The sequence below is a fragment of the Nocardia sp. NPDC006044 genome, from assembly GCF_042871115.1.
GTDB lineage: Bacteria > Actinomycetota > Actinomycetes > Mycobacteriales > Mycobacteriaceae > Nocardia.
Window position 1 is genome coordinate 1,858,994 of record NZ_JBIAID010000001.1, and the last position, 18,514, is coordinate 1,877,507.

Annotated in this window: 18 protein-coding genes and 1 pseudogene; 13 read left to right on the forward strand and 6 right to left on the reverse strand. The window is 68.6% G+C overall.

Translation table 11 applies throughout. The features are described 5' to 3' along the window. Positions 1-17 precede the first annotated feature (17 nt). The 6 genes from alaS (at position 18) to ACFYO1_RS08855 (ending at position 6,712) form a co-directional block, all read left to right on the forward strand. On the forward strand, positions 18-2,681 hold the full coding sequence (alaS, locus tag ACFYO1_RS08830; protein WP_387228559.1) for an alanine--tRNA ligase: 2,664 nt from the start codon (positions 18-20) through the stop codon (positions 2,679-2,681). Continuing rightward, a complete protein-coding gene (gene ruvX, locus ACFYO1_RS08835) occupies positions 2,681-3,244 on the forward strand; it encodes a Holliday junction resolvase RuvX (RefSeq protein WP_387228561.1) in 564 nt (187 codons plus the stop codon). Before alaS ends, ruvX begins: the two co-directional genes overlap by 1 nt. After that, entirely contained in the window at positions 3,241-4,773 is a 1,533-nt protein-coding gene (gene mltG / locus ACFYO1_RS08840; RefSeq protein ID WP_387228562.1) for an endolytic transglycosylase MltG, read from the forward strand. The genes ruvX and mltG overlap by 4 nt, the downstream gene beginning before the upstream one ends. Continuing rightward, entirely contained in the window at positions 4,763-5,578 is an 816-nt protein-coding gene (locus ACFYO1_RS08845; RefSeq protein ID WP_387228564.1) for a shikimate dehydrogenase, read from the forward strand. Before mltG ends, ACFYO1_RS08845 begins: the two co-directional genes overlap by 11 nt. Before the next feature lie 174 nt (positions 5,579-5,752). Beyond that, on the forward strand, positions 5,753-6,211 hold the full coding sequence (locus ACFYO1_RS08850; RefSeq protein WP_387228566.1) for a B-4DMT family transporter: 459 nt from the start codon (positions 5,753-5,755) through the stop codon (positions 6,209-6,211). A gap of 249 nt (positions 6,212-6,460) precedes the next feature. Continuing rightward, positions 6,461-6,712, forward strand: coding sequence for a hypothetical protein (locus ACFYO1_RS08855; RefSeq protein WP_387228569.1), 252 nt, complete (start codon positions 6,461-6,463; stop codon positions 6,710-6,712). Between the two features lie 380 nt (positions 6,713-7,092). Here the strand turns inward: ACFYO1_RS08855 and aroB are convergent, their stop codons facing one another. The 4 genes and pseudogenes from aroB to ACFYO1_RS08875 form a co-directional block, all read right to left on the reverse strand. Continuing rightward, positions 7,093-8,211, reverse strand: coding sequence for a 3-dehydroquinate synthase (gene aroB / locus ACFYO1_RS08860; RefSeq protein WP_387231783.1), 1,119 nt, complete (start codon positions 8,209-8,211; stop codon positions 7,093-7,095). Positions 8,212-8,794: 583 nt separating this feature from the next. Further along, positions 8,795-9,299: pseudogene (locus ACFYO1_RS08865) on the reverse strand (shikimate kinase); the annotation flags it as partial. After that, positions 9,296-10,507: a chorismate synthase gene (gene aroC, locus ACFYO1_RS08870; protein WP_387231785.1), complete on the reverse strand. Its 1,212-nt coding sequence runs from the start codon at positions 10,505-10,507 to the stop codon at positions 9,296-9,298. The pseudogene ACFYO1_RS08865 and the gene aroC, both read right to left, overlap by 4 nt. A gap of 83 nt (positions 10,508-10,590) precedes the next feature. Continuing rightward, entirely contained in the window at positions 10,591-11,037 is a 447-nt protein-coding gene (locus ACFYO1_RS08875) for a prepilin peptidase (protein ID WP_387231787.1), read from the reverse strand. A 242-nt stretch (positions 11,038-11,279) separates the two neighbouring features. On the opposite strand from ACFYO1_RS08875, the gene ACFYO1_RS08880 reads away from it, so the two are divergent. The 7 genes from ACFYO1_RS08880 (at position 11,280) to ACFYO1_RS08910 (ending at position 16,723) form a co-directional block, all read left to right on the forward strand. After that, positions 11,280-12,407, forward strand: coding sequence for a M24 family metallopeptidase (locus tag ACFYO1_RS08880; RefSeq protein WP_387228572.1), 1,128 nt, complete (start codon positions 11,280-11,282; stop codon positions 12,405-12,407). Positions 12,408-12,454: 47 nt separating this feature from the next. Then, positions 12,455-13,018, forward strand: coding sequence for an elongation factor P (gene efp, locus ACFYO1_RS08885; protein ID WP_387228574.1), 564 nt, complete (start codon positions 12,455-12,457; stop codon positions 13,016-13,018). 135 nt (positions 13,019-13,153) lie between these two features. Next, positions 13,154-13,660, forward strand: a complete 507-nt coding sequence (nusB, locus tag ACFYO1_RS08890; protein ID WP_387228576.1) for a transcription antitermination factor NusB — start codon at positions 13,154-13,156, stop codon at positions 13,658-13,660. After that, positions 13,657-13,920: a YciI family protein gene (locus ACFYO1_RS08895; RefSeq protein WP_387228578.1), complete on the forward strand. Its 264-nt coding sequence runs from the start codon at positions 13,657-13,659 to the stop codon at positions 13,918-13,920. The genes nusB and ACFYO1_RS08895 overlap by 4 nt, the downstream gene beginning before the upstream one ends. 369 nt (positions 13,921-14,289) lie before the next feature. Further along, positions 14,290-15,180 (forward strand): hypothetical protein, encoded by an 891-nt coding sequence (locus ACFYO1_RS08900; RefSeq protein WP_387228579.1) that lies wholly within the window; start codon positions 14,290-14,292, stop codon positions 15,178-15,180. Beyond that, on the forward strand, positions 15,180-15,866 hold the full coding sequence (locus ACFYO1_RS08905; protein WP_387228581.1) for a hypothetical protein: 687 nt from the start codon (positions 15,180-15,182) through the stop codon (positions 15,864-15,866). Before ACFYO1_RS08900 ends, ACFYO1_RS08905 begins: the two co-directional genes overlap by 1 nt. Further along, on the forward strand, positions 15,848-16,723 hold the full coding sequence (locus tag ACFYO1_RS08910) for an inositol monophosphatase family protein (RefSeq protein ID WP_387228582.1): 876 nt from the start codon (positions 15,848-15,850) through the stop codon (positions 16,721-16,723). Before ACFYO1_RS08905 ends, ACFYO1_RS08910 begins: the two co-directional genes overlap by 19 nt. Here the strand turns inward: ACFYO1_RS08910 and ACFYO1_RS08915 are convergent. Both ACFYO1_RS08915 and ACFYO1_RS08920 read right to left on the reverse strand, forming a co-directional pair. After that, complete coding sequence (locus tag ACFYO1_RS08915; RefSeq protein WP_387228584.1) at positions 16,712-17,215, reverse strand: Clp protease N-terminal domain-containing protein; 504 nt, start codon at positions 17,213-17,215, stop codon at positions 16,712-16,714. The two genes, ACFYO1_RS08910 and ACFYO1_RS08915, sit on opposite strands and share 12 nt — an antisense overlap. Positions 17,216-17,238: 23 nt before the next feature. Then, positions 17,239-18,495 carry an SLC13 family permease gene (locus ACFYO1_RS08920; protein ID WP_387228586.1) on the reverse strand — a complete coding sequence of 419 codons (1,257 nt, stop codon included), beginning with the start codon at positions 18,493-18,495 and terminating at the stop codon, positions 17,239-17,241. Between the last annotated feature and the right edge of the window lie 19 nt (positions 18,496-18,514).

Genomic DNA, 18,514 nt, shown 5'->3' on the forward strand with positions numbered 1-18,514 from the left:
CGGTAGGCTGGATATCTGTGCAGACCCACGAGATTCGACGGCGCTTCCTGGACCATTTCGTCCGTGCCGGCCACACCGAGGTACCGAGTGCCTCGTTGATCCTGGCCGATCCGAACCTGCTGTTCGTCAACGCAGGCATGGTCCAGTTCGTCCCGTTCTTCCTCGGTCAGCAGACGCCTCCGTATGCGACCGCGACGAGCGTGCAGAAGTGTGTGCGCACGGGTGACATCGAGAATGTCGGCATCACCACCCGGCACAACACCTTCTTCCAGATGGCGGGCAACTTCAGCTTCGGTGACTACTTCAAGCGCGAGGCGATCACCTTCGCCTGGTCGCTGCTGACCAGCAGCGTCGAGGACGGCGGCTATGGCTTCGACCCGGAAAAGCTCTGGGCCACCGTCTATCTCGACGACGACGAGGCCGAGCAGATCTGGCTGTCGATGGGCGTGCCCGCCGAGCGGATCCAGCGCCGCGGCATGGCCGACAACTACTGGTCGATGGGCATCCCCGGCCCGTGCGGCCCATGCTCGGAGATCTACTACGACCGCGGCCCGGAATACGGCGTCGAGGGCGGCCCGGAGGCCGACGAGGATCGCTACATCGAGATCTGGAATCTCGTGTTCATGCAGAACGAGCGTGGCGCGGGCACCAGCAAGGACGACTTCGAGATCCTCGGCCCGCTGCCGAAGAAGAACATCGACACCGGCATGGGCGTCGAGCGCGTCGCGTTCCTGTTGCAGGGCGTCGACAACGTCTACGAGACCGACCTGCTGCGCCCGATCATCGACAAGGCCGGGGAGCTGACCGGCCGGTCCTACGGCGTCACGCACGAGGACGACGTGCGGTTCCGGGTGATCGCCGACCACGCGCGCACCGGCGCCATGCTGATCGCCGACGGTGTCAACCCGGGTAACGACGGCCGCGGCTACGTGCTGCGCCGCCTGCTGCGCCGGATCGTCCGGTCGGCCCGCCTGCTCGGCGCGGAGAAGCCGGTGATGGGCGAGTTCATGAAGGTGGTCAGTGACCTCATGTCGCCGTCCTACCCGGAACTCGCCACCGATTTCCGGCGCATCGAGACGGTCGCGGTGGGCGAGGAGACGGCGTTCCTGAAGACGCTGAACACCGGCTCCACCCTGTTCGACAACACCGCCGCCGCGGTGAAGGCCAAGGGCAGCAACACGATTGCCGGCACCGACGCCTTCACCCTGCACGACACCTACGGCTTCCCGATCGACCTCACCCTGGAAATGGCCGCCGAGGCGGGCCTTTCGGTGGACGAGGACGGTTTCCGCGCGCTGATGGCCGAGCAGCGCAAGCGGGCCAAGGACGACGCGCAGGCGCGCAAGCACGCGCACGCCGACCTGACCGTCTACAAGGAACTGGTCGACCGCGGCGCCACCGAGTTCACCGGTTTCGACGAGCTGACCTCCGAGGCGCACGTGCTCGCGCTGATCGCCGACGGTGTCCGGGTGCCGGTCGCCACGGTCGGTCAGGACGTCGAGGTGATCCTGGACCGCAGCCCGCTCTACGCCGAGTCCGGCGGTCAGATCGCCGACCGCGGTTCGATCACCGCGAACGGGCTGAAGCTGCGGGTCAACGACGTGCAGAAGATCGCCAAGAAGCTGTGGGTGCACAAGTCCACGGTCGAGCAGGGGCAGGTCACCGAGGGCGATGTCGTTCTCGCGCAAGCGGATCCGGCCTGGCGCCGGGGCGCCACCCAGGGCCACTCCGGCACGCACATGGTGCATGCCGCGTTGCGTCAGATCCTCGGCCCGAACGCGGTGCAGGCGGGTTCGATGAACAAGCCGGGCTACCTGCGCTTCGACTTCAACTGGCAGGGTCAGCTCTCCGAGCAGCAGAAGTCCGAGATCGAGGCCGTGTCCAACGACGCGGTCGGCGCGGACTTCCCGGTGAACACCTTCGTCACCGACCTGACCAAGGCCAAGGAAATGGGCGCGATGGCGCTGTTCGGCGAGAACTACGGCGACGAGGTGCGCGTGGTGGAGATCGGCGGCCCGTTCTCGATGGAGCTGTGCGGTGGTACGCACGTGCAGCATTCCTCGCAGATCGGCCCGATCACCGTGCTGGGCGAGTCGTCGGTCGGGTCCGGCATCCGGCGCGTGGAGGCGTTCGTCGGCCTCGACTCGTACAAGTACCTGGCCAAGGAGCGCGCGCTGCTGGCCGGCCTGGCGTCCTCGCTGAAGGTGCCCTCGGACGAGGTGCCCGCGCGGGTCGAGCAGCTGGTCGACCGGTTGAAGGTGGCGGAGAAGGAACTCGAGCGCACGAAGATGGCCGCGGTGCTGTCCTCGGCGGGCAAGTTCGTCGAGGAGGCCGAGCGGATCGGCAGCGTGCTGCTGGTCGCCGTCGCCGCGCCCGAGGGCGTGCCCGCCGGTGATCTGCGCACGCTGGCCACCGATATCCGTGGCCGGTTCGGCACGCTGCCCGCCGTGGTGGTGCTGCTCGGCAATGCCGACGGCAAGGTGCCGTTCGTGGTGACCGTGAACAAGGGCGCGCAGGACCTCGGTTTCAAGGCCGGCGACCTGGTCGGCGCGTTCGGTCCGAGCATCGCGGGTCGCGGTGGCGGTAAGCCGGAGATGGCGCAGGGTGCGGGGTCCGATCCGTCGGGCATTCCCACCGGCCTTGCCGCCGTCCGTGCTCGGGTGGCCGAACTGGCGAAGTGATGGCATCGCGAAGCGATTCCGCGAGGGCTCGGCACGGCGCCGACCGTCCGCATCCCGACACGGATCCCGGACGCGGCAGGCGAATTGCCGTCGATGTCGGCAGTGTCCGCATCGGCGTTGCCTCCAGCGACCCCGACGGCGTCCTCGCCACGCCCGTCGAAACCGTGCCGCGCGCGAAGCCGAACAAGCGCTCGGTCGGCCCAGCACCCGATATCGCCAGAATTGCTGAAATTGTGCGGGAGTACGAGGCAGTCGAGGTGATCGTGGGTCTGCCCCGAACATTGCGCGGGGAGAAGGGCACTGCCGCTACCATTGCCACCGCATTCGCCGACGAGTTGCGGGCCGCCGTGTCGCCGGTACCTATACGACTTTCCGACGAACGTTTGACTACGGTGTCAGCTGCACGTGCATTGCGGGACAGTGGAGTTCGCGCGCGTGGCCAGCGGCAGGTGATCGATCAGGCGGCGGCCGTCTCGATCCTGCAAGGATGGTTGGACGAACGGAGTGCGGTGTTGAGGTCGGTTGAAGCGGTGCGTCATGCGTCGTCCGAGGACGACGCATGACGGATCGATGGGCGCGGGCCGAGGAACGGTTCCGACAGCGCGAAGCTGATCGGCGTTACCGGCGTGACGACCGAGCCTGGGGTGGGCAGAACAGCAGAGACAACCGGGGCAAGACGAACCGCGTGGTCGGCCGGGAGCAGGACGCCTGGGACGACTACGAGGACGACACGACGGTCATCCCGCGCTACACCGACGACATGGACGACCAGCCGCCGCCCGCCCCGGCGCCGCGGTCCAGGGAGCGGCGCGACGCCCCACGCCCCCGGGTCGGCCGCCGGGAACCGGTCGACGACGACGAGCCCGAAGGCCGGCGCCGGTCGAAGAGCCCGCAGCGCAGCAGGCGCTCCAGGGCCGCCTCGCGCAAAGCCAAGGAGCGCAAGCGTCGCCGGCGCACCCTGTGGCTCGTCGCGGGCGTCTTCGTGCTGCTGTTCGCGGGCGCCGCGGTGTTCGCGGGAATGAAGCTGATCAAGTCGCTCGGCAGCCCCGAGGACTACGCGGCCGGCGGACAGCCCGGACCGCTGGTCGTGGTCCAGGTGCACGACGGGGACACCTCGCAGCAGATCGCCGCGACCATGAAGGACCGTGGCGTGGTCGCCAGCACGGGCGCGTTCTTCGAAGCGGCCGTGCGGAATTCGAACATGAACTCGGTGCAGCCGGGCTTCTACGCGATCCCCAGCAAGATCCCCGCCGCGCAGGCGGTCACCCAGTTGCTGGGTAAGCAAGCGCGCGTCGGGAACCTGGTCATCCCCGAGGGGCGGCTGCTGCACGATCAGTACGAGGTCGGCGGCTCCGGCCGGCGCACCGACGGCATCTACCGCATGATGGCCGCGGCCAGCTGCATCGGCACCGGCCCGACCCAGAAGTGCGTCACCTATGAACAGCTCGACGCCGCGGGCGCGAACGTCGACCTGGCCGCGCTCGGCGTGCCCGCCTGGGCCGCGCAGGGTGTCAAGGACTGCCCGGACCGGACCAGGCAGCTCGAGGGCTTGATCGCCGCGGGCACTTTGGATTTCGACCCGAGCGGCACGCCGGAGCAGATGCTGCGCCAGGTCGTGACGGCCAGTGCCAAGAGCTACGAATCCACCGGGTTGCTGCAGTCCGGCGGCGAGACCAAGCTGACCCCGTACCAGACGCTGATCGCCGCGTCGCTGGTCGAGCGCGAGGCCAAGCCGCAGGACATGGGCAAGGTCGCGCGGGTGATCGTGAACCGGCTGCGGGTCCCGCAGATGCTGCAATTCGACTCGACGGTGAACTACGCACTGGACCGCACCGAGGTGCAGACCACCGACGCCGACCGCGCCGCGGAGACGCCGTGGAACACCTACGCGAAGACCGGCCTGCCCGCCACGCCGATCTCCGCGCCCTCGCTGAACGCGTTGCGCGCCATGGAGAATCCGGAACCCGGGTCGTGGTTGTACTTCGTCACCGTCGACAAGCAGGGCACCACCCTGTTCACCGACGATTACAAGCAGCACCAGCGCTACATCCAGCAGGCCCAGGCGAGCGGAATCCTGGACAGTGGCCGCTGACCGCAGGGCGGCGGTGCTGGGCAAGCCCATCGCGCACTCCCGCTCGCCGCAGCTGCATCTGGCCGCGTATCGCGCGCTCGGGCTCGATTGGAGCTACGAGCGGATCGAATGCACGGCGGAGCAGCTGCCCGGGTTGGTCGACGGGCTCGGGCCGGAGTGGGTCGGGCTGTCGGTGACCATGCCGGGCAAGGAGGCCGCGCTGGCCTACGCCGACGAGCGAACCGAGCGGGCGGTGCTGGTCGGGTCGGCCAACACGCTCGTCCGGGGCCAGGGCGGGTGGAAGGCCGACTGCACGGACGTCGACGGTGTGCTCGGTGCGTTGCGCGGTGGCGGGGTCACCGATGTGGCCGAAGCGGTGGTGCTCGGTGCCGGCGGGACCGCTCGTCCCGCGCTGCTCGCGTTGTCCGAGCTCGGGGCCAAGACGGTGACCGTGATCGCTCGCGACGCCGGACGGGCGAGCAGTGCACTGGATCTCGCGGAGCGGCTCGGCATGAACGCGGCGGTGACCAGTTTCGATCCGGCCGCGATCGCCGGACTGTGCGAACGGGCCGGCGCCGTGGTCAGCACGATTCCGGCGGAGGCGGCCGCGGTGGTCGCCGATGCGGTCGCGACGGCGCCCGTGGTGCTCGACGCCATCTATAACCCCTGGCCGACGCCGTTGGCCGAAGCCGTGTCGCGGGCGGGGCACACGGTGGTCAGTGGGTTGCAGATGTTGCTCAATCAGGCGTACGGGCAAGTGGAGCAGTTCACCGGCCGTCCGGCTCCGCGTGCGGAAATGGCGGCGGCGCTGGCGGATTCGGCCTGAGCGGCCGGTCCGGCGGACCGCTCTCGTCGGTTCATCGGACTGCGCGACCGGTTGGCAGCTTCGGCGTCCGGGGTTGCCTGCGGTGCCGTCGCGTGCGGCAGGGGAACCGCTTCAGCCGGAAACTGATACCGGTTCTAGTTTTGTTCGGCGATGCGCAGGGTTATGGTGGTCCGCATGAATGCTTGGGTGTTGCGGGCCGTCGTGCTCGGTGCGCTGGTCGTCGTCCTGCGTGCCGTGCTCGGGTTCGCGATGGTGAACTGGCCGACCCACGGGGTCTGGATGCGGGCGTTCTGCCTCGTCCTGATCGTGGCCGCCGTCCTGTACTGGGGTGTGCTGGACGGACGCAAGGACCGCTCGGCCCAGCCCGACCCGGAGCGCGGCACCGACCTGACGCTGCTGTGGCTCAAGGCCGCGGCGGCCGGCGGGCTCGGCAGCGGGCTCGCCGCGTGGATCATCGACTGGTTGCCCAAGTTCGACCTCGGCGACAACGGGATACTCTTCGAACTCACCGCGGGTGCGGCGTTCATCGTTTTGCTGATCTTCGTTCCGGCCCTGATCGGGGTCGGGCTCGGGCGGATTCTGGCCGATCGCTCGCACAGCAAGCAGTCGACGCCGGTGCACACGCCCGCCTGATATTCGCGAGACGGCGCACTCCGATCGTGGGGTGCGCCGTTTCGCTGTCCGCTCCTCTTTGATCATGCGGGCCGCGACTAGATCACGTGGCGCACGAAATAGATCACGTGGCGCACCCCGGGCTGCCAGGTTTGGGACTCTGCCAACATGTGATGTGCCCTGCCAACCTGTGGCTGCGTGCTCGGTTGCCGACTGCTTTATCGATATTCTGTTGTTGTCCAATGCATTTCAACGGGAGGGGACATTGTGATGATGATTCGAATCGGTGCGGCCGCCGCGATGGCGATTGCCGCGTCCGCGGTCGTGTTCGGCGGGCAGGCGGTCGCGCAGGACAACGGCTGTGCGTCGAACCAGCCGCACTGGAACTACGTCTGCCTGCCCTCGGTGTCGAACGTTTCGCTGGGGTACTGCCAGAAGGAAGGCCCGAATTGGAACCCGGCCGGGGTGTGCGTCGCGCGCTGGGACAACGACCGGTACGACTACTGGATTCCGCAGCCCTGAGGTTACGGCGATAGTCCGGCGCGAGTTGGCGGGCGCGATTGGGTGAGTATTGCGCGGGTTACGAGAACGGCGTGTACCGCAGCGCTCCGGTAATCCAGGTACCAGGCCAACCCGATCGAGGACGCCGAGATGGCGTGCGACGGCCGGCGTAGGCATGGCTAGAGGCGCAGCGAACGGCACCGCAGCGGCGGCACCCGACGTGAGCCCTCTCCGCAATCGTCGCGGCACGACAAGCCTCCGGACATGTCCGCACCCGAACCTGCTGACCAACCGACAGTGCGCAAGTCGGCCAGGGCGGTGTACTGGCCGAACTCTGCGCACAAGAAGCGGCGCGCCCAGCCCAGGGCGCGCCGCTTCCGTCGTTCGCGGTAGTCGCTGTCCTACAGCAGGATGCCGGTGCTGGGGGTGCCTTCGCGGAGGATGGCGGAGTAGGCGGCGGCGAGGAGGGTGGGGTCGGGGCCTTCCAGACGACCGGGCTTGGCGAGACCGTCGAGGATGACGAAGCGCAGGACACCGGAGCGGGTCTTCTTGTCCGTCTGCATGGTGTCGAGGAGCTGGGGGAGAGCGTCGGCGTCGTAGGTCGTCGGCAGGCCGACGCTTTCCAGGACCGCACGGTGCCGGTCGGCGGTGGCGTCGTCGAGACGGCCGGCCAAGCGGCCGAGCTCGGCGGCGAAGACCAGGCCGACGGAGACGGCGGCGCCGTGCCGCCAGCGGTAGCGCTCGCGGCGCTCGATGGCGTGGCCGAGGGTGTGGCCGTAGTTGAGGATCTCGCGCAGGCTGGCCTCTTTGAGGTCGGCGGCGACGACGTCGGCCTTCACCTGGATCGCGCGCCGGATCAGCTCGGGCAGCACGTCGCCGGTGGGATCGATGGCGGCCTGCGGGTCGCGTTCCACCAGGTCGAGAATGACCGGGTCGGCGATGAAACCGGCCTTGATGATCTCGGCCATGCCGGCCACGATCTCGTTGCGCGGCACGGTTTCCAGCGTGGCCAGGTCGACCAGCACGGCGGCCGGCTCGTGGAAGCAGCCGACCAGGTTCTTGCCCGCCTCGGTATTGATGCCGGTCTTGCCGCCGACCGCCGCGTCGACCATGGCCAGCAGCGTGGTCGGCACGTGCACGATCTGCACGCCGCGCATCCAGGTGGCGGCCACGAAACCGGCCAGGTCGGTGGCGGCGCCGCCACCGAGGCTCGCCACGACATCGTTGCGGGTCAGCCCGATTCGGCCGAGCACCTCCCAGCAGAAGCCGGCGACCGCGAGTTCCTTGCCCGCCTCGGCGTCCGGGATCTCGATGCGGTGCGCGTCGATACCGGTGTCGGCCAGCGCCTTCCGCACCACCTCGGCGGTCTCGGCGAGTGGCGGCTGATGGAAGATCGCCACCGTTCGCACGCCGTTCGTCGCGCCGCCGACCGCCTCGACGAGCTCACCGAGCAGTCCGCGGCCGATGATCACCGGGTACGGCTCGGCGGTACGAACTTCGAGACGGTACGGCTCTGGCATGCTGCGCTCGCTCACGTCTGCTGCTCCGATTCTGTTTGTGCTTCTTGGATTTTGCGGGCGCGCACGCGGGCTCGTCGCGCACGGGCGCGCCGGGCCCGTCCGCTGGATCGCGGGCCTTGACTCGGCTCTTCCGCGCTGTCCGATGGTGCCGGCGCGTCGGCGTCGTCCTGGGCGGTCGCACGACGAGTGCGCCAGCGGCCGGCGGGATTGGCGCTATCGGCAAGCGTCGGCACCGCGATTTCGCCGGACGCGGCCGCGTCGGCCGCTGCGTCGTTCGCCGCCGAGTTCTCGCCGGCGTGCGCCTCGGCCCGGCGCATGCGCCAGCTTCGACCACCCGCATTCACCGCGGACTTTCCCATCGGAGCCGAAGGCGCCTGCTCCCCGGCCGCTTCGGCCGCTTCTCGCCGACGCGCGGCGGCTCGCGCCCTGGCCCGGCGACGGGCCCGAGATCGGCTGCTGCCCTGCGGAGTTCCGGCGTTCGCACCGGTCGTGGCCGCCGTGTTCGTGGTCTCGGGCTGATCCGGGCAGTCGACTTCCGTCGCGGTGTCCGGATTCGCCGGTTCGAAACCGAGTTTGGCGAGCACCATCTTCACCACCCGGCCCGGGCTGCGACCGTCGGTGCGTACCCGCACCGTGGCGACCTCGCGATACAGCGGCCGCCGCTTGCGCATCAGCTCGCGATACTTGGCCGCCGGATCGGTCCCGTTGAGCAACGGCCGATTGGTACTCGCTCCGGTCCGCCGAAGCCCCTCGCCCACACTGATTTCCAGGTAGACGACGGTACGACCGCGCAGCAGCGCCCTGGTGTCCTTGGACAGCACGGCGCCACCGCCGAGCGAGACGACACCGCGCTCGGCCAGGATCGCGCGGCGCACCACCCGCTCCTCGATCTTGCGGAATTCGGGTTCGCCGTCGGCGGCGAAGATCTCCGGAATGGTGCGACCGGTCTCGCGCTCGATGCCCGCGTCGGTGTCGTACAGCTCGACGCCGAGTTCCTTGGCGAGCTTGCGGCCGATCGTCGTTTTCCCCGCGCCCGGCGGACCGACCAGCACCACGCGCGGCGCGCGCGGATCGGTCTGCACGATCATGGCGTGCTTGGGTCAGCGGGCGCGTTGTGCGGGCGGGCGCTGATCCGCTTGACGTAGCTGGTGATGTTCTCCAGGGTCTCGCCGAGCGAGTCGCCACCGAACTTTTCCAGCGCGGCCTGCGCGACGACCAGGGCCACCATCGACTCGGCGACCACACCCGCGGCGGGCACGGCACACACGTCGGAACGCTGGTGGATGGCGACGGCCTCTTCACCGGTGGTCATGTCGACGGTCGCGAGCGCGCGCGGCACCGTCGAGATCGGCTTCATCGCGGCACGCACGCGCAGCGCCTCGCCGTTGGTCATGCCACCCTCCAAGCCGCCGGCCCGGTTGGTGGAACGCAGCACGCCGTCGCTGCCGGGCTTCATTTCGTCGTGCGCCTGGCTGCCGCGCCGGCGCGCGGTCTCGAACCCGTCGCCGACCTCGACACCCTTGATCGCCTGAATGCCCATGAGCGCGCCCGCGAGCCGCGAGTCGAGGCGGTTCTCGCCGCTGGTGAACGAGCCGAGCCCGACCGGAAGTCCCTCGATGACCACCTCGACGACGCCGCCGAGTGTGTCGCCGTCCTTCTTGGCCGCCTCGATCTCGGCGATCATCGCCGCCTCGGCGTCCTTGTCGAACGAGCGCACCGGGCTCTCGTCGATGGCGGCGAGGTCGCCGGCGGACGGCACGACACCGGTGGTGTTCTGCGCGGTGCCGATCGAGACGACATGCGAGATCACCTCGACGCCGAACGCCTGCCGCAGGAAGTTCCGCGCCACGGTGCCGGCGGCGACGCGCGCCGCGGTCTCCCGGGCGCTGGCCCGCTCGAGCACGTTGCGGGCGTCGTCGAAGTCGTACTTGAGCATGCCGGAGTAGTCGGCGTGCCCGGGACGCGGCCGGGTGAGCGGGGCGTTGCGGGCCAGTTCGGCGAGTTCGTCCGGGTCGACCGGGTCGGCGGCCATGACCGTCGTCCACTTCGGCCATTCGGAGTTGGCGATCTCGATGGCGACCGGACCGCCCATGGTGCGGCCGTGCCGGACCCCGCCGACAACGGTCACCTTGTCGGCCTCGAACTTCATCCTGGCGCCGCGGCCGTACCCGAGCCTGCGGCGCGCCAACTGCGCGGAGATCTCGTCGGACGTGACCTCGACGCCGGCCACCATCCCCTCGAGGATGGTGACGAGAGCGGGACCGTGGGATTCTCCGGCAGTTATCCAGCGCAACACGTCGTCCATCTTCCCATGTCGGCGCGGCTGCTCAGGCACGCGGCCCGCAGTGATGGCCAGCACGTTCGGCAACGCGCATCTCATCAGGCAATCCCTACGGCCAGCGCACACACCGTCGCCAGGCACATGGCCGGTCCGTGCGGTATCGAGACCCTGCGCAGTGTGTCGGCGGAAGTCCGGGTTCGGCGTAGCCACATCACCGCAACTCCGGCGCATGCGGTGAGCAAGGGCGCGGCCAGCGCGGACCATACCCAGACCTGTCCGCCGCCGAGCGCGGCGACCGCGCCCAATCCGACCGCGAGCTTCACGTCTCCGGCACCGAACGCCGCGGGTAGCGCCAGGTGTACCAGCAGATACGGCACCGCGAGCAGCGCCGCACCCAGCAAAGCGGCTGTGCATCGACCTGTGCACAGCGCGTATCCGAACACCGCGACCGCGCCCCATCCGGTCAGCCGGTTCGGCAACCGCAGCTGTCGAAAATCGATGACGCTCAACACAACACACCACGCGAGGAGGGCGGCGAACGCGATGATCGGCATGCCGTCCACTCTCGTCCGATCGGGACCGGGCACAACCCCGCTGCGCCCAATTGTGGACAGCTTTTCGACATGTGAACAACCGATCTCCGCATTCCGTCCGGTACGTAAATCGATGAGCGCCAACGGCATTCCGCGATCCGTACCGAGATCGTGTGCAGCAGGTCGGCGCGCCCGTGGCCGCTAGTCCACGTGTTGTATGCGGCTATACGGCGTGTCGGCGGTAGCTTTGAACCATGTGTGCTGATCACGCGGGCCAAGCCCCCGACTACGCCGCGCGGCGTGGCGCGCTGCGGAGCCTGCTGGTGGAAAACGGGGTGGACGCCCTGCTGGTCACCGACCTGGTGAATCTGCGGTACCTCACCGGGTTCACCGGATCCAACGCGGCGCTACTGGTGTATTCCTGGGACACGCGCAACGCCGAGGAGCGCACGGTGATCGGCACCGACGGCCGATACCAGACCCAGGTCGCCGAGCAGGTCCCGGACCTGCGCGCCGAGATCGCCAAGGCCACCGCCCGGCGGATCGTCGAGCTGGCCGGCGAATGGCAGCTCGGCCGGGTCGGCTACGAGAGCCACATCGTCACCGTCGATCAGCACCGCGGCTTCCTCGACCAGCGCACCGGGCTGGAGTTCGTCGCCACCCCCGGCCTGGTCGAACAGCTGCGCATGGTCAAGGACGCCTACGAGGTGGACCGGCTCCGAGCGGCCTGCAAAGCCGGCGACGACGGACTCGCCACCCTGCTCGAACGCGGCCTGCTGCGTCCGGGCCGCACCGAGAAGCAGGTCGCCCGCGACCTGGAATGGGCCATGTTCGAGCACGGCGCCGACGCGGTGTCGTTCGAGACCATCGTGGCCGCGGGCGTGAATTCGGCTGTCCCGCATCACCGGCCGACCGACGCGGTGCTCGCCACCGGGGACTTCGTCAAACTGGACTTCGGCGCGATGATCGGCGGCTACCACTCGGACATGACCCGCACCTTCGTCCTTGGGCAGCCGAGCGACTGGCAACGAGAGGTGTACGCGCTGGTCGAAGCCGCGCAGCGGGCCGGACGGGAAGCCCTGCGGCCGGGCGTCAAGGCCGACGAGGTGGACGCGGCCGCGCGCTCCGTCATCGAGTCCGCCGGCCACGGCAAACTCTTCGTGCACGGCCTCGGTCACGGGGTCGGATTGCAGATCCACGAAGCGCCGGGCATCGCCAAAAATGGAACCGGTACACTTCTTGCTGGCGTGGCGGTGACCGTCGAACCCGGTGTGTACTTTCCCGGCCGCGGCGGGGTCCGGATCGAGGACACGCTCGTGGTGCGCGAAGGGGGCCCGGAGTTGCTCACCAACACCAGCAAAGACCTGACCGTCGTCGACTGACGCCGGTCGACCACCATGTTGTTTACGAACTAGGAGATCCGAGGACAGTGGCGGACACCAGCGACTTCAAGAACGGCCTTGTGCTGAAGATCGACGGTCAGCTTCAGCAGATCATCGAATTCCAGCACGTCAAGCCGGGCAAGGGTCCCGCGTTCGTGCGGACCAAGCTGAAGAACGTGCTGTCCGGCAAGGTCGTCGACAAGACGTTCAACGCGGGCGTCAAGGTGGAGACCGCGACGGTCGACCGCCGCGATATGACCTACCTGTACCACGACGGTTCGGACTTCGTCTTCATGGACGGCGACACCTACGACCAGATCTCCATCTCCGAGTCGACCATCGGACCCGGCGCGCGCTTCCTGCTGGAGAACATGACCGTGCAGGTCGCCACGCACGAGGGCGCGCCGCTCTACGTCGAGCTCCCGGTCAGCGTCGAGCTGGAGGTCCGGCACACCGACATCGGCCTGCAGGGTGATCGCTCCACCGGCGGCACCAAGCCGGCCACCCTGGAGACCGGCGCCGAGGTGCAGGTCCCGCTGTTCATCAACACCGGCGACAAGCTGCGCATCGATTCGCGTGACGGCAGCTACCTCGGCCGCGTCAACGCCTGATCGTTGCCCGCGGCGGGAGCGCCGGGCCCGGAGGCGGTAGCGCGGCGCGACCATGTAGGGACCGCTCCTGCCGCCGATGGACAGGGCGGGAGCGTCCTGCCGCAAACAGAGACAGCGACTGGGATAATGGTGACTGTGGCTGAACAGCCGTTAGACAAGAAGTCCTTCAAGAAGCTCGGCACGCGGCACAAAGCCCGCCGCCGAGCCGTCGATCTGCTCTTCGAAGCAGAAGCACGCGACGTGGACCCGGCCGACCTGCTCGACGAGCGGGTCGAACTGGCCACCCGCGACCAGGCGGTCGCGCCGTTGCACGCCTACACGCACACGCTGGTCGAGGGCGTCGCCGATGACCTGGACCGGGTGGACGGCACCATCGAGTCCTACCTCAAGGACTGGGAGCTGTCCCGGCTGCCCGCAGTCGACCGCGCCATCCTGCGGATCGCGGTGTGGGAGTTGTTCCACGCCAACGACGTTCCGCCGGTCGTCGCGGTGGACGAGGCGGTCGAACTGGCCAAGGAGCTGTCCACCGACGATTCTCCGTCGTTCGTGAACGGCGTGCTCGGGCAGGTCGTGCTGGTCGCGCCGCAGGTCCGGGCCGCCGCGGCCGCGACCAGGGCACCGCGCCCGGAGGCCGACGCGTGAAGAAGTTCCTGGTGCTGGCGATGCGCACGCCGAACTTCGATACCGCCGTCCTCCAGCCGCACAAGGACTTCTTGCAGCAGCTGAACGAGCGCGGCCAGCTGGTCGAAAGCGCGCGCTTCGCCGACGGAACCGGCGGCGCGTACTTCATCGCCGCCGAAAACCTCGACGCCGCAAAGGAACTCGCGTTCGCCGACCCGGTACACACCACCGGCTCCTCCGCCGTCACAGTCTACGAGTGGGAACCCACCACCCCCAACTGAGCTCAGCCGCGCACCCCCTGATGCGCCAGGTCAGAAGGTGTGCGGCTGTTTCGTTGGTGCACACGCACGCCTTCTGATTTCCCGCACCGGGAATCGCATGCGATTTTCGGTGCGGGAAATCAAGAAGGGTGCGGCTGGGGCCTTGCGCTCCCGCCGGGGGTGTACGGGGACCGGCGGGAGCGCAAGGGGGTGTTGCCGTCGAGTGGGTTGTTCGACGGCCGGTGCCCAGCATGGTTCCTCAACCGCACTCGAGGTCAAGCGCGGTGGATGTGGGCTGGAGCACCGTCGTCGGCCGCGGGAGTTCCTTTTTCCTTCGCTTCGCTCGTCCGGCTGCCTCTATCCTGGGGGGGGAACAGAGGGGAGGGCCGCATGGCGCGGTTGCTGATCTGGTTGCGTAACAACGTCGATGGTGTGGTCGCGTTGGTACTCGCCGTGGTGGTCGGCTTGCTCGCGGTCCTGGACGTGATCAGCGTCGACAACGTGAACGCGGCGGTGCTGCTGGTCCTCGCGTTGCTCGCCACGACGCTACTGCGCGATCGGCACCTGTCGTCCAAGGCCATGCGCGACGCGAATTCGGTGCAGCTGCTCTACGGTCCGGAGATCGGGCACGCGCACACCCTGGCCCGGCGCGGCACCGAGCAGTGGATCTTCAAGGGCGGCACCGGAACCTACATCCGCGCGGTGACGCTGCGCGAGTGCGTGGAGAACGCGCGACGCGAACAACGTCCGCTGCGTGTCCAATTGGAGATCCTGGACCCGACCGACGAGACGCTGTGCAAGACCTACGCGCAGTTCCGGTCCTCGCTCTCGCCCGAGGCCGACCGCACCGGGGAGATGTGGACCACCGAACGCACCCGCAAGGAGGCGTTCGCGACGGTGCTGGCCGCCTGCTGGTACCGGCAGCGGTTCACCTTCCTGACCATCGACGTGGGCCTCTCCACGGTGATGACCACGTTCCGCTGGGACCTGTCGTCGAGTTGCGTCATTGTCACTCAGGACAATCCGAACACCCCGGCGCTGATGTTCGAGCGGGACAAGCCCTATTACCGCGATTTCAATCGCGAGCTGGTCGCCAGTTTCAAGCAGACCCGTCAGGTTCCGTTGAGCCGCAGCGAGGAACTGCCGCTGTCCGACGAACCGAGCGTCGATCAGGTGCGCGGCCTGTTCGAGGCCCTGTCGCTGGAACTGCCCGCCGCGTTCACCGATCGCGACGTCGCCGACATCGTGCGGCGCGCGCTACAACCGAGGAACCCGTATTAGTGAACGAATACGCCCGCCTGCGCACGCTGATCGGCTCCGACCACACCGGAGCCGCGGTGCGTGGCTGGGCCCGCGGCGTCCTCACCGACGTCGTTGACGGTGGTTCCGGCCTGCTGGCGGTACGACATCCGCTGGGCTTCTTGTGTTTTCCCGCGTGGCGTGGTGACGGCCTCGGTATCTGCGTGCATGTCTGGACCGAAGACGTGCGCGCCGATCCGACCACCTCGAAGGTGCACGCGCACAGCTGGGATCTGCTCAGCACCGTGCTGTACGGCACGGTCGGCAACGAGATCATCGAAATCCTCGGCGCCCCAGCGCCGCCCACGCACCGCATGTTCGAGATCCAGAGCGCGGCGGACGGCGACCTGGTGCGCGCGACGAAGCGACTCGTGACCTACCGGACCCGTTCGCGGGAGCACTTCCACACCGGCGAGGTATATACGTTGCCGCACGGCGCTTTTCACGTGTCCGACGTACGCGGCGAAGCGGCGACCGTGGTCCTGGGCGAGGACAACCTCGGCCGCCCCGACCTGTCGCTGGGCACGCCGGCCACCACCGACCACTGGGTGCACCGGACCCTCTGCACTACCGACGAAACCCGCCGCGCGGCGCACACCGTGCTCGCGCAGCTGCGGAATCAATCCCTGCCGGAGCGACTGGAGAACCGATGCGAGCGGGCGACGTGATACACCAGGTACTGCCGGACACATTGCTCGACCGCGCGGCCGGGACGGCGGTCGAGGCGGCGGTCGAAGCGGGTCGCGCGATCCGCGCCGGGCTGCTCGGGGCGCTGACCGTCCGCGCCAAGGACGCGACCGGCGACGTGGTCACCGACCTGGACGTCCTGGCCGAAGGCATCATCCTGCGCCACATCCGCGAAGCGTTCCCCGGCCATCGCATTCTCGCGGAGGAATCCGGAGTTCTCGACAGCGCCGACGACACCTGGTGCTGGGTCATCGATCCGCTCGACGGCACCAACAACATCGCCATCGGCCTGCCGGTGTGCACGGTCGGTATCGCGCTGTGCCACAACGGAACCCCGGTGGTCGGTGTGGTGCACGAGCCGATCGCCGACCGCACCTGGACGGCCGTGCGCGGTCGCGGCGCACACGGCCCGGACGGCCCGCTGTGGCACCCGGCGCACCATCCCGCCACCTCCGCACCGGTCCTCGCCTGGCTTCAGGGCTACCCGGTCACCCGCGCCGATCCCACCGCCCGCGCCCTGCGCCTCACCCTGGAATCGGCCTCCCGCCGCCTGATTCAACTCTGGTCGCCGTTGCTGTGCTGGGTCATGCTGAGCAACGGCGACATCGACGGCTTCGTCGGCTACCGCGCCGGTCTCGTCGACCTGCCCGCGGGCGCGCTGCTCGCGCGCGAATCAGGAATGCACATCACCGATTTCGACGGGGCCACGCTGAACGAACGCCTCGAACTACCCGTCGGCGAAGTGGATTTTATCGCCGGTAGCGCCGAAATGCTGCCCGACCTGACGCTATTGGTGAAATCCGCGGCCGGCGTCACCGTGACCGGTCTACCCGGCTGACCCGGGAGGCTCGATGCGACCGGCCTTCCCACTCACGTATTCCCGCAACGTCTGAGCGATGTTGTCCGGGTCCAGACCCAGCTTGCGCAGATGCTGGGTGGGAACGGCGTGCGGGTCGGCCAGAATGGCGAGCATCACGTGTTCGGCGCCGACGTAGTCGTGGCCCTGAGTCTTGGCGATGTCCGGCGCGTCGTCCAGGATGCGCCGCAGGCGGGGGGTTCTGGTCAGGCCGTCGTCCGGTCGTTCGCTGGTCAGGCATTGACCGATGCGGACCCGGTCGGCTTCGCTCGCGGGCACGACGAGCACGTGTTCGTCGAGTTTGCGGCCGCCGTGAAATTCCAATCCCGCCACCGTCACTCGCGCACCGGTGACCGAGTCGTAAAGGACATCGCCCGCCTCGATGACCCCGGAGGTCAGCGTGCCCGCCACCATCACGACGCCCCGCCCGCTGATATCGAACACATTCGTGACGGTGAATTCGACCTTGTTCATTTGTTGTCCCCTCCCGCACGGCCTTATCCGATGATAAGCAGCGCCGCGACCGCGCCGGTAGTGCCGATTACGGCGAGTCCGAGACCGGTCGAGACAAAGCGGAGCATGGGCACGCGCACGCCGTGTGTGCGGCAGAACTCCAGGCAGAGCAGGGTCGCGAGGGAGGCCCACGGGGTGACGATCGGGCCGATGTTGGTGCCGATGAGCAAAGCCAGGAGCTGGTTGTGGTTTTCCGCGGGCACGACCGCCTCGCCCGCGGTGTAGGCGGGCAGATTGTTGGCGATATTCGAGAGCGTGGCGCCCGCGCCGGCCGCCCGGAACGCGCCTGCCGCACCGGAATCGGAGCCGATCAGCGTGTGCATCAGATCGGAGAGGCCGAGCCGGCCGAGCGTGGGCACCACCAGGAACAGCCCTACGACGAAAACCAGAAGCCGCCAGGGGATCAGCGAGAACCGCAGCGACGAGCGGTCGAATACGGCGAACGCGAGCACCGCGATGGCGGCGGCGACCGTCGCGGCGATGCCGATGCGGTTGCCGACGAACGGGATCGCGACGATGAACAGCAGGCAGGCGGCCGCGGTGGTGTACAGCAGGACCCGCTCTTTCGCGTTCTCCGGCCGGACCGGCTCCGGCGGCAGGTAGCGGTCGGTGTCGCGCCATCCGCGCCGCCAGTACCAGACCCACAGGCACAGCATCGTCGCCGCGAGCGAAACCAGCTGAGGCACCCACATTTTCGCCGCGAACTCGGTCGCGGTCAGCGCGACCCGGTCGGCGGCCAGCAGATTGGTCAGGTTCGACACCGGCAGCAGCAGGCTGGCCGTATTCGCGAGCCAGACGGTGGTCATGGCCAAGGGCAGCGGCGGGATCCGGGCCGGCACCGCCAGCGCCAGCATGACCGGGGTGATCAGCACGGCCGTCGTGTCGAGGTTCAACAGGATCGTGGTGGCTGAGGCGAACGCCACGCACAGCACGAACAGCGCCGGATAGTAACCCCGCCCGAGAATGGCCAGCCGGTGCGCGATCACGTCGAACACCTTGGCCTGCCGGGTCAGCTCGGCCAGCACGATGACGCTGCCGAGGAACAGCAGCAGCGGGCCGATCCGGCGCATGTTGTCGGCCGCCTCCTCCCGCGGCAGCAGCCCCGTGAGCACGCACAACAGTCCGGCAAGCAGCAGTACGATGCGGACCCAGTCCAGCACACTCAACCCCCAGCGGGGCGCGGTGGCACTCGGCGGGGCGTCGCGTTCGGCGGAGTCGACCTGTTCTGGCACGCCTGCCATGTTATTGGCCTAGGCCATA

Excerpts from the sequence above, each read along its gene's own strand:
- ruvX (WP_387228561.1), top strand. The coding sequence starts at position 2,681 with ATGGCATCGCGAAGCGATTCCGCGAGGGCTCGGCACGGCGCCGACCGT.
- mltG (WP_387228562.1), top strand. The coding sequence starts at position 3,241 with ATGACGGATCGATGGGCGCGGGCCGAGGAACGGTTCCGACAGCGCGAA.
- ACFYO1_RS08850 (WP_387228566.1), top strand. The coding sequence starts at position 5,753 with ATGAATGCTTGGGTGTTGCGGGCCGTCGTGCTCGGTGCGCTGGTCGTC.
- ACFYO1_RS08855 (WP_387228569.1), top strand. The coding sequence starts at position 6,461 with ATGATGATTCGAATCGGTGCGGCCGCCGCGATGGCGATTGCCGCGTCC.
- aroB (WP_387231783.1), bottom strand. The coding sequence starts at position 8,211 with ATGCCAGAGCCGTACCGTCTCGAAGTTCGTACCGCCGAGCCGTACCCG.
- ACFYO1_RS08880 (WP_387228572.1), top strand. The coding sequence starts at position 11,280 with ATGTGTGCTGATCACGCGGGCCAAGCCCCCGACTACGCCGCGCGGCGT.
- ACFYO1_RS08900 (WP_387228579.1), top strand. The coding sequence starts at position 14,290 with ATGGCGCGGTTGCTGATCTGGTTGCGTAACAACGTCGATGGTGTGGTC.
- ACFYO1_RS08910 (WP_387228582.1), top strand. The coding sequence starts at position 15,848 with ATGCGAGCGGGCGACGTGATACACCAGGTACTGCCGGACACATTGCTC.
- ACFYO1_RS08915 (WP_387228584.1), bottom strand. The coding sequence starts at position 17,215 with ATGAACAAGGTCGAATTCACCGTCACGAATGTGTTCGATATCAGCGGG.
- ACFYO1_RS08920 (WP_387228586.1), bottom strand. The coding sequence starts at position 18,495 with ATGGCAGGCGTGCCAGAACAGGTCGACTCCGCCGAACGCGACGCCCCG.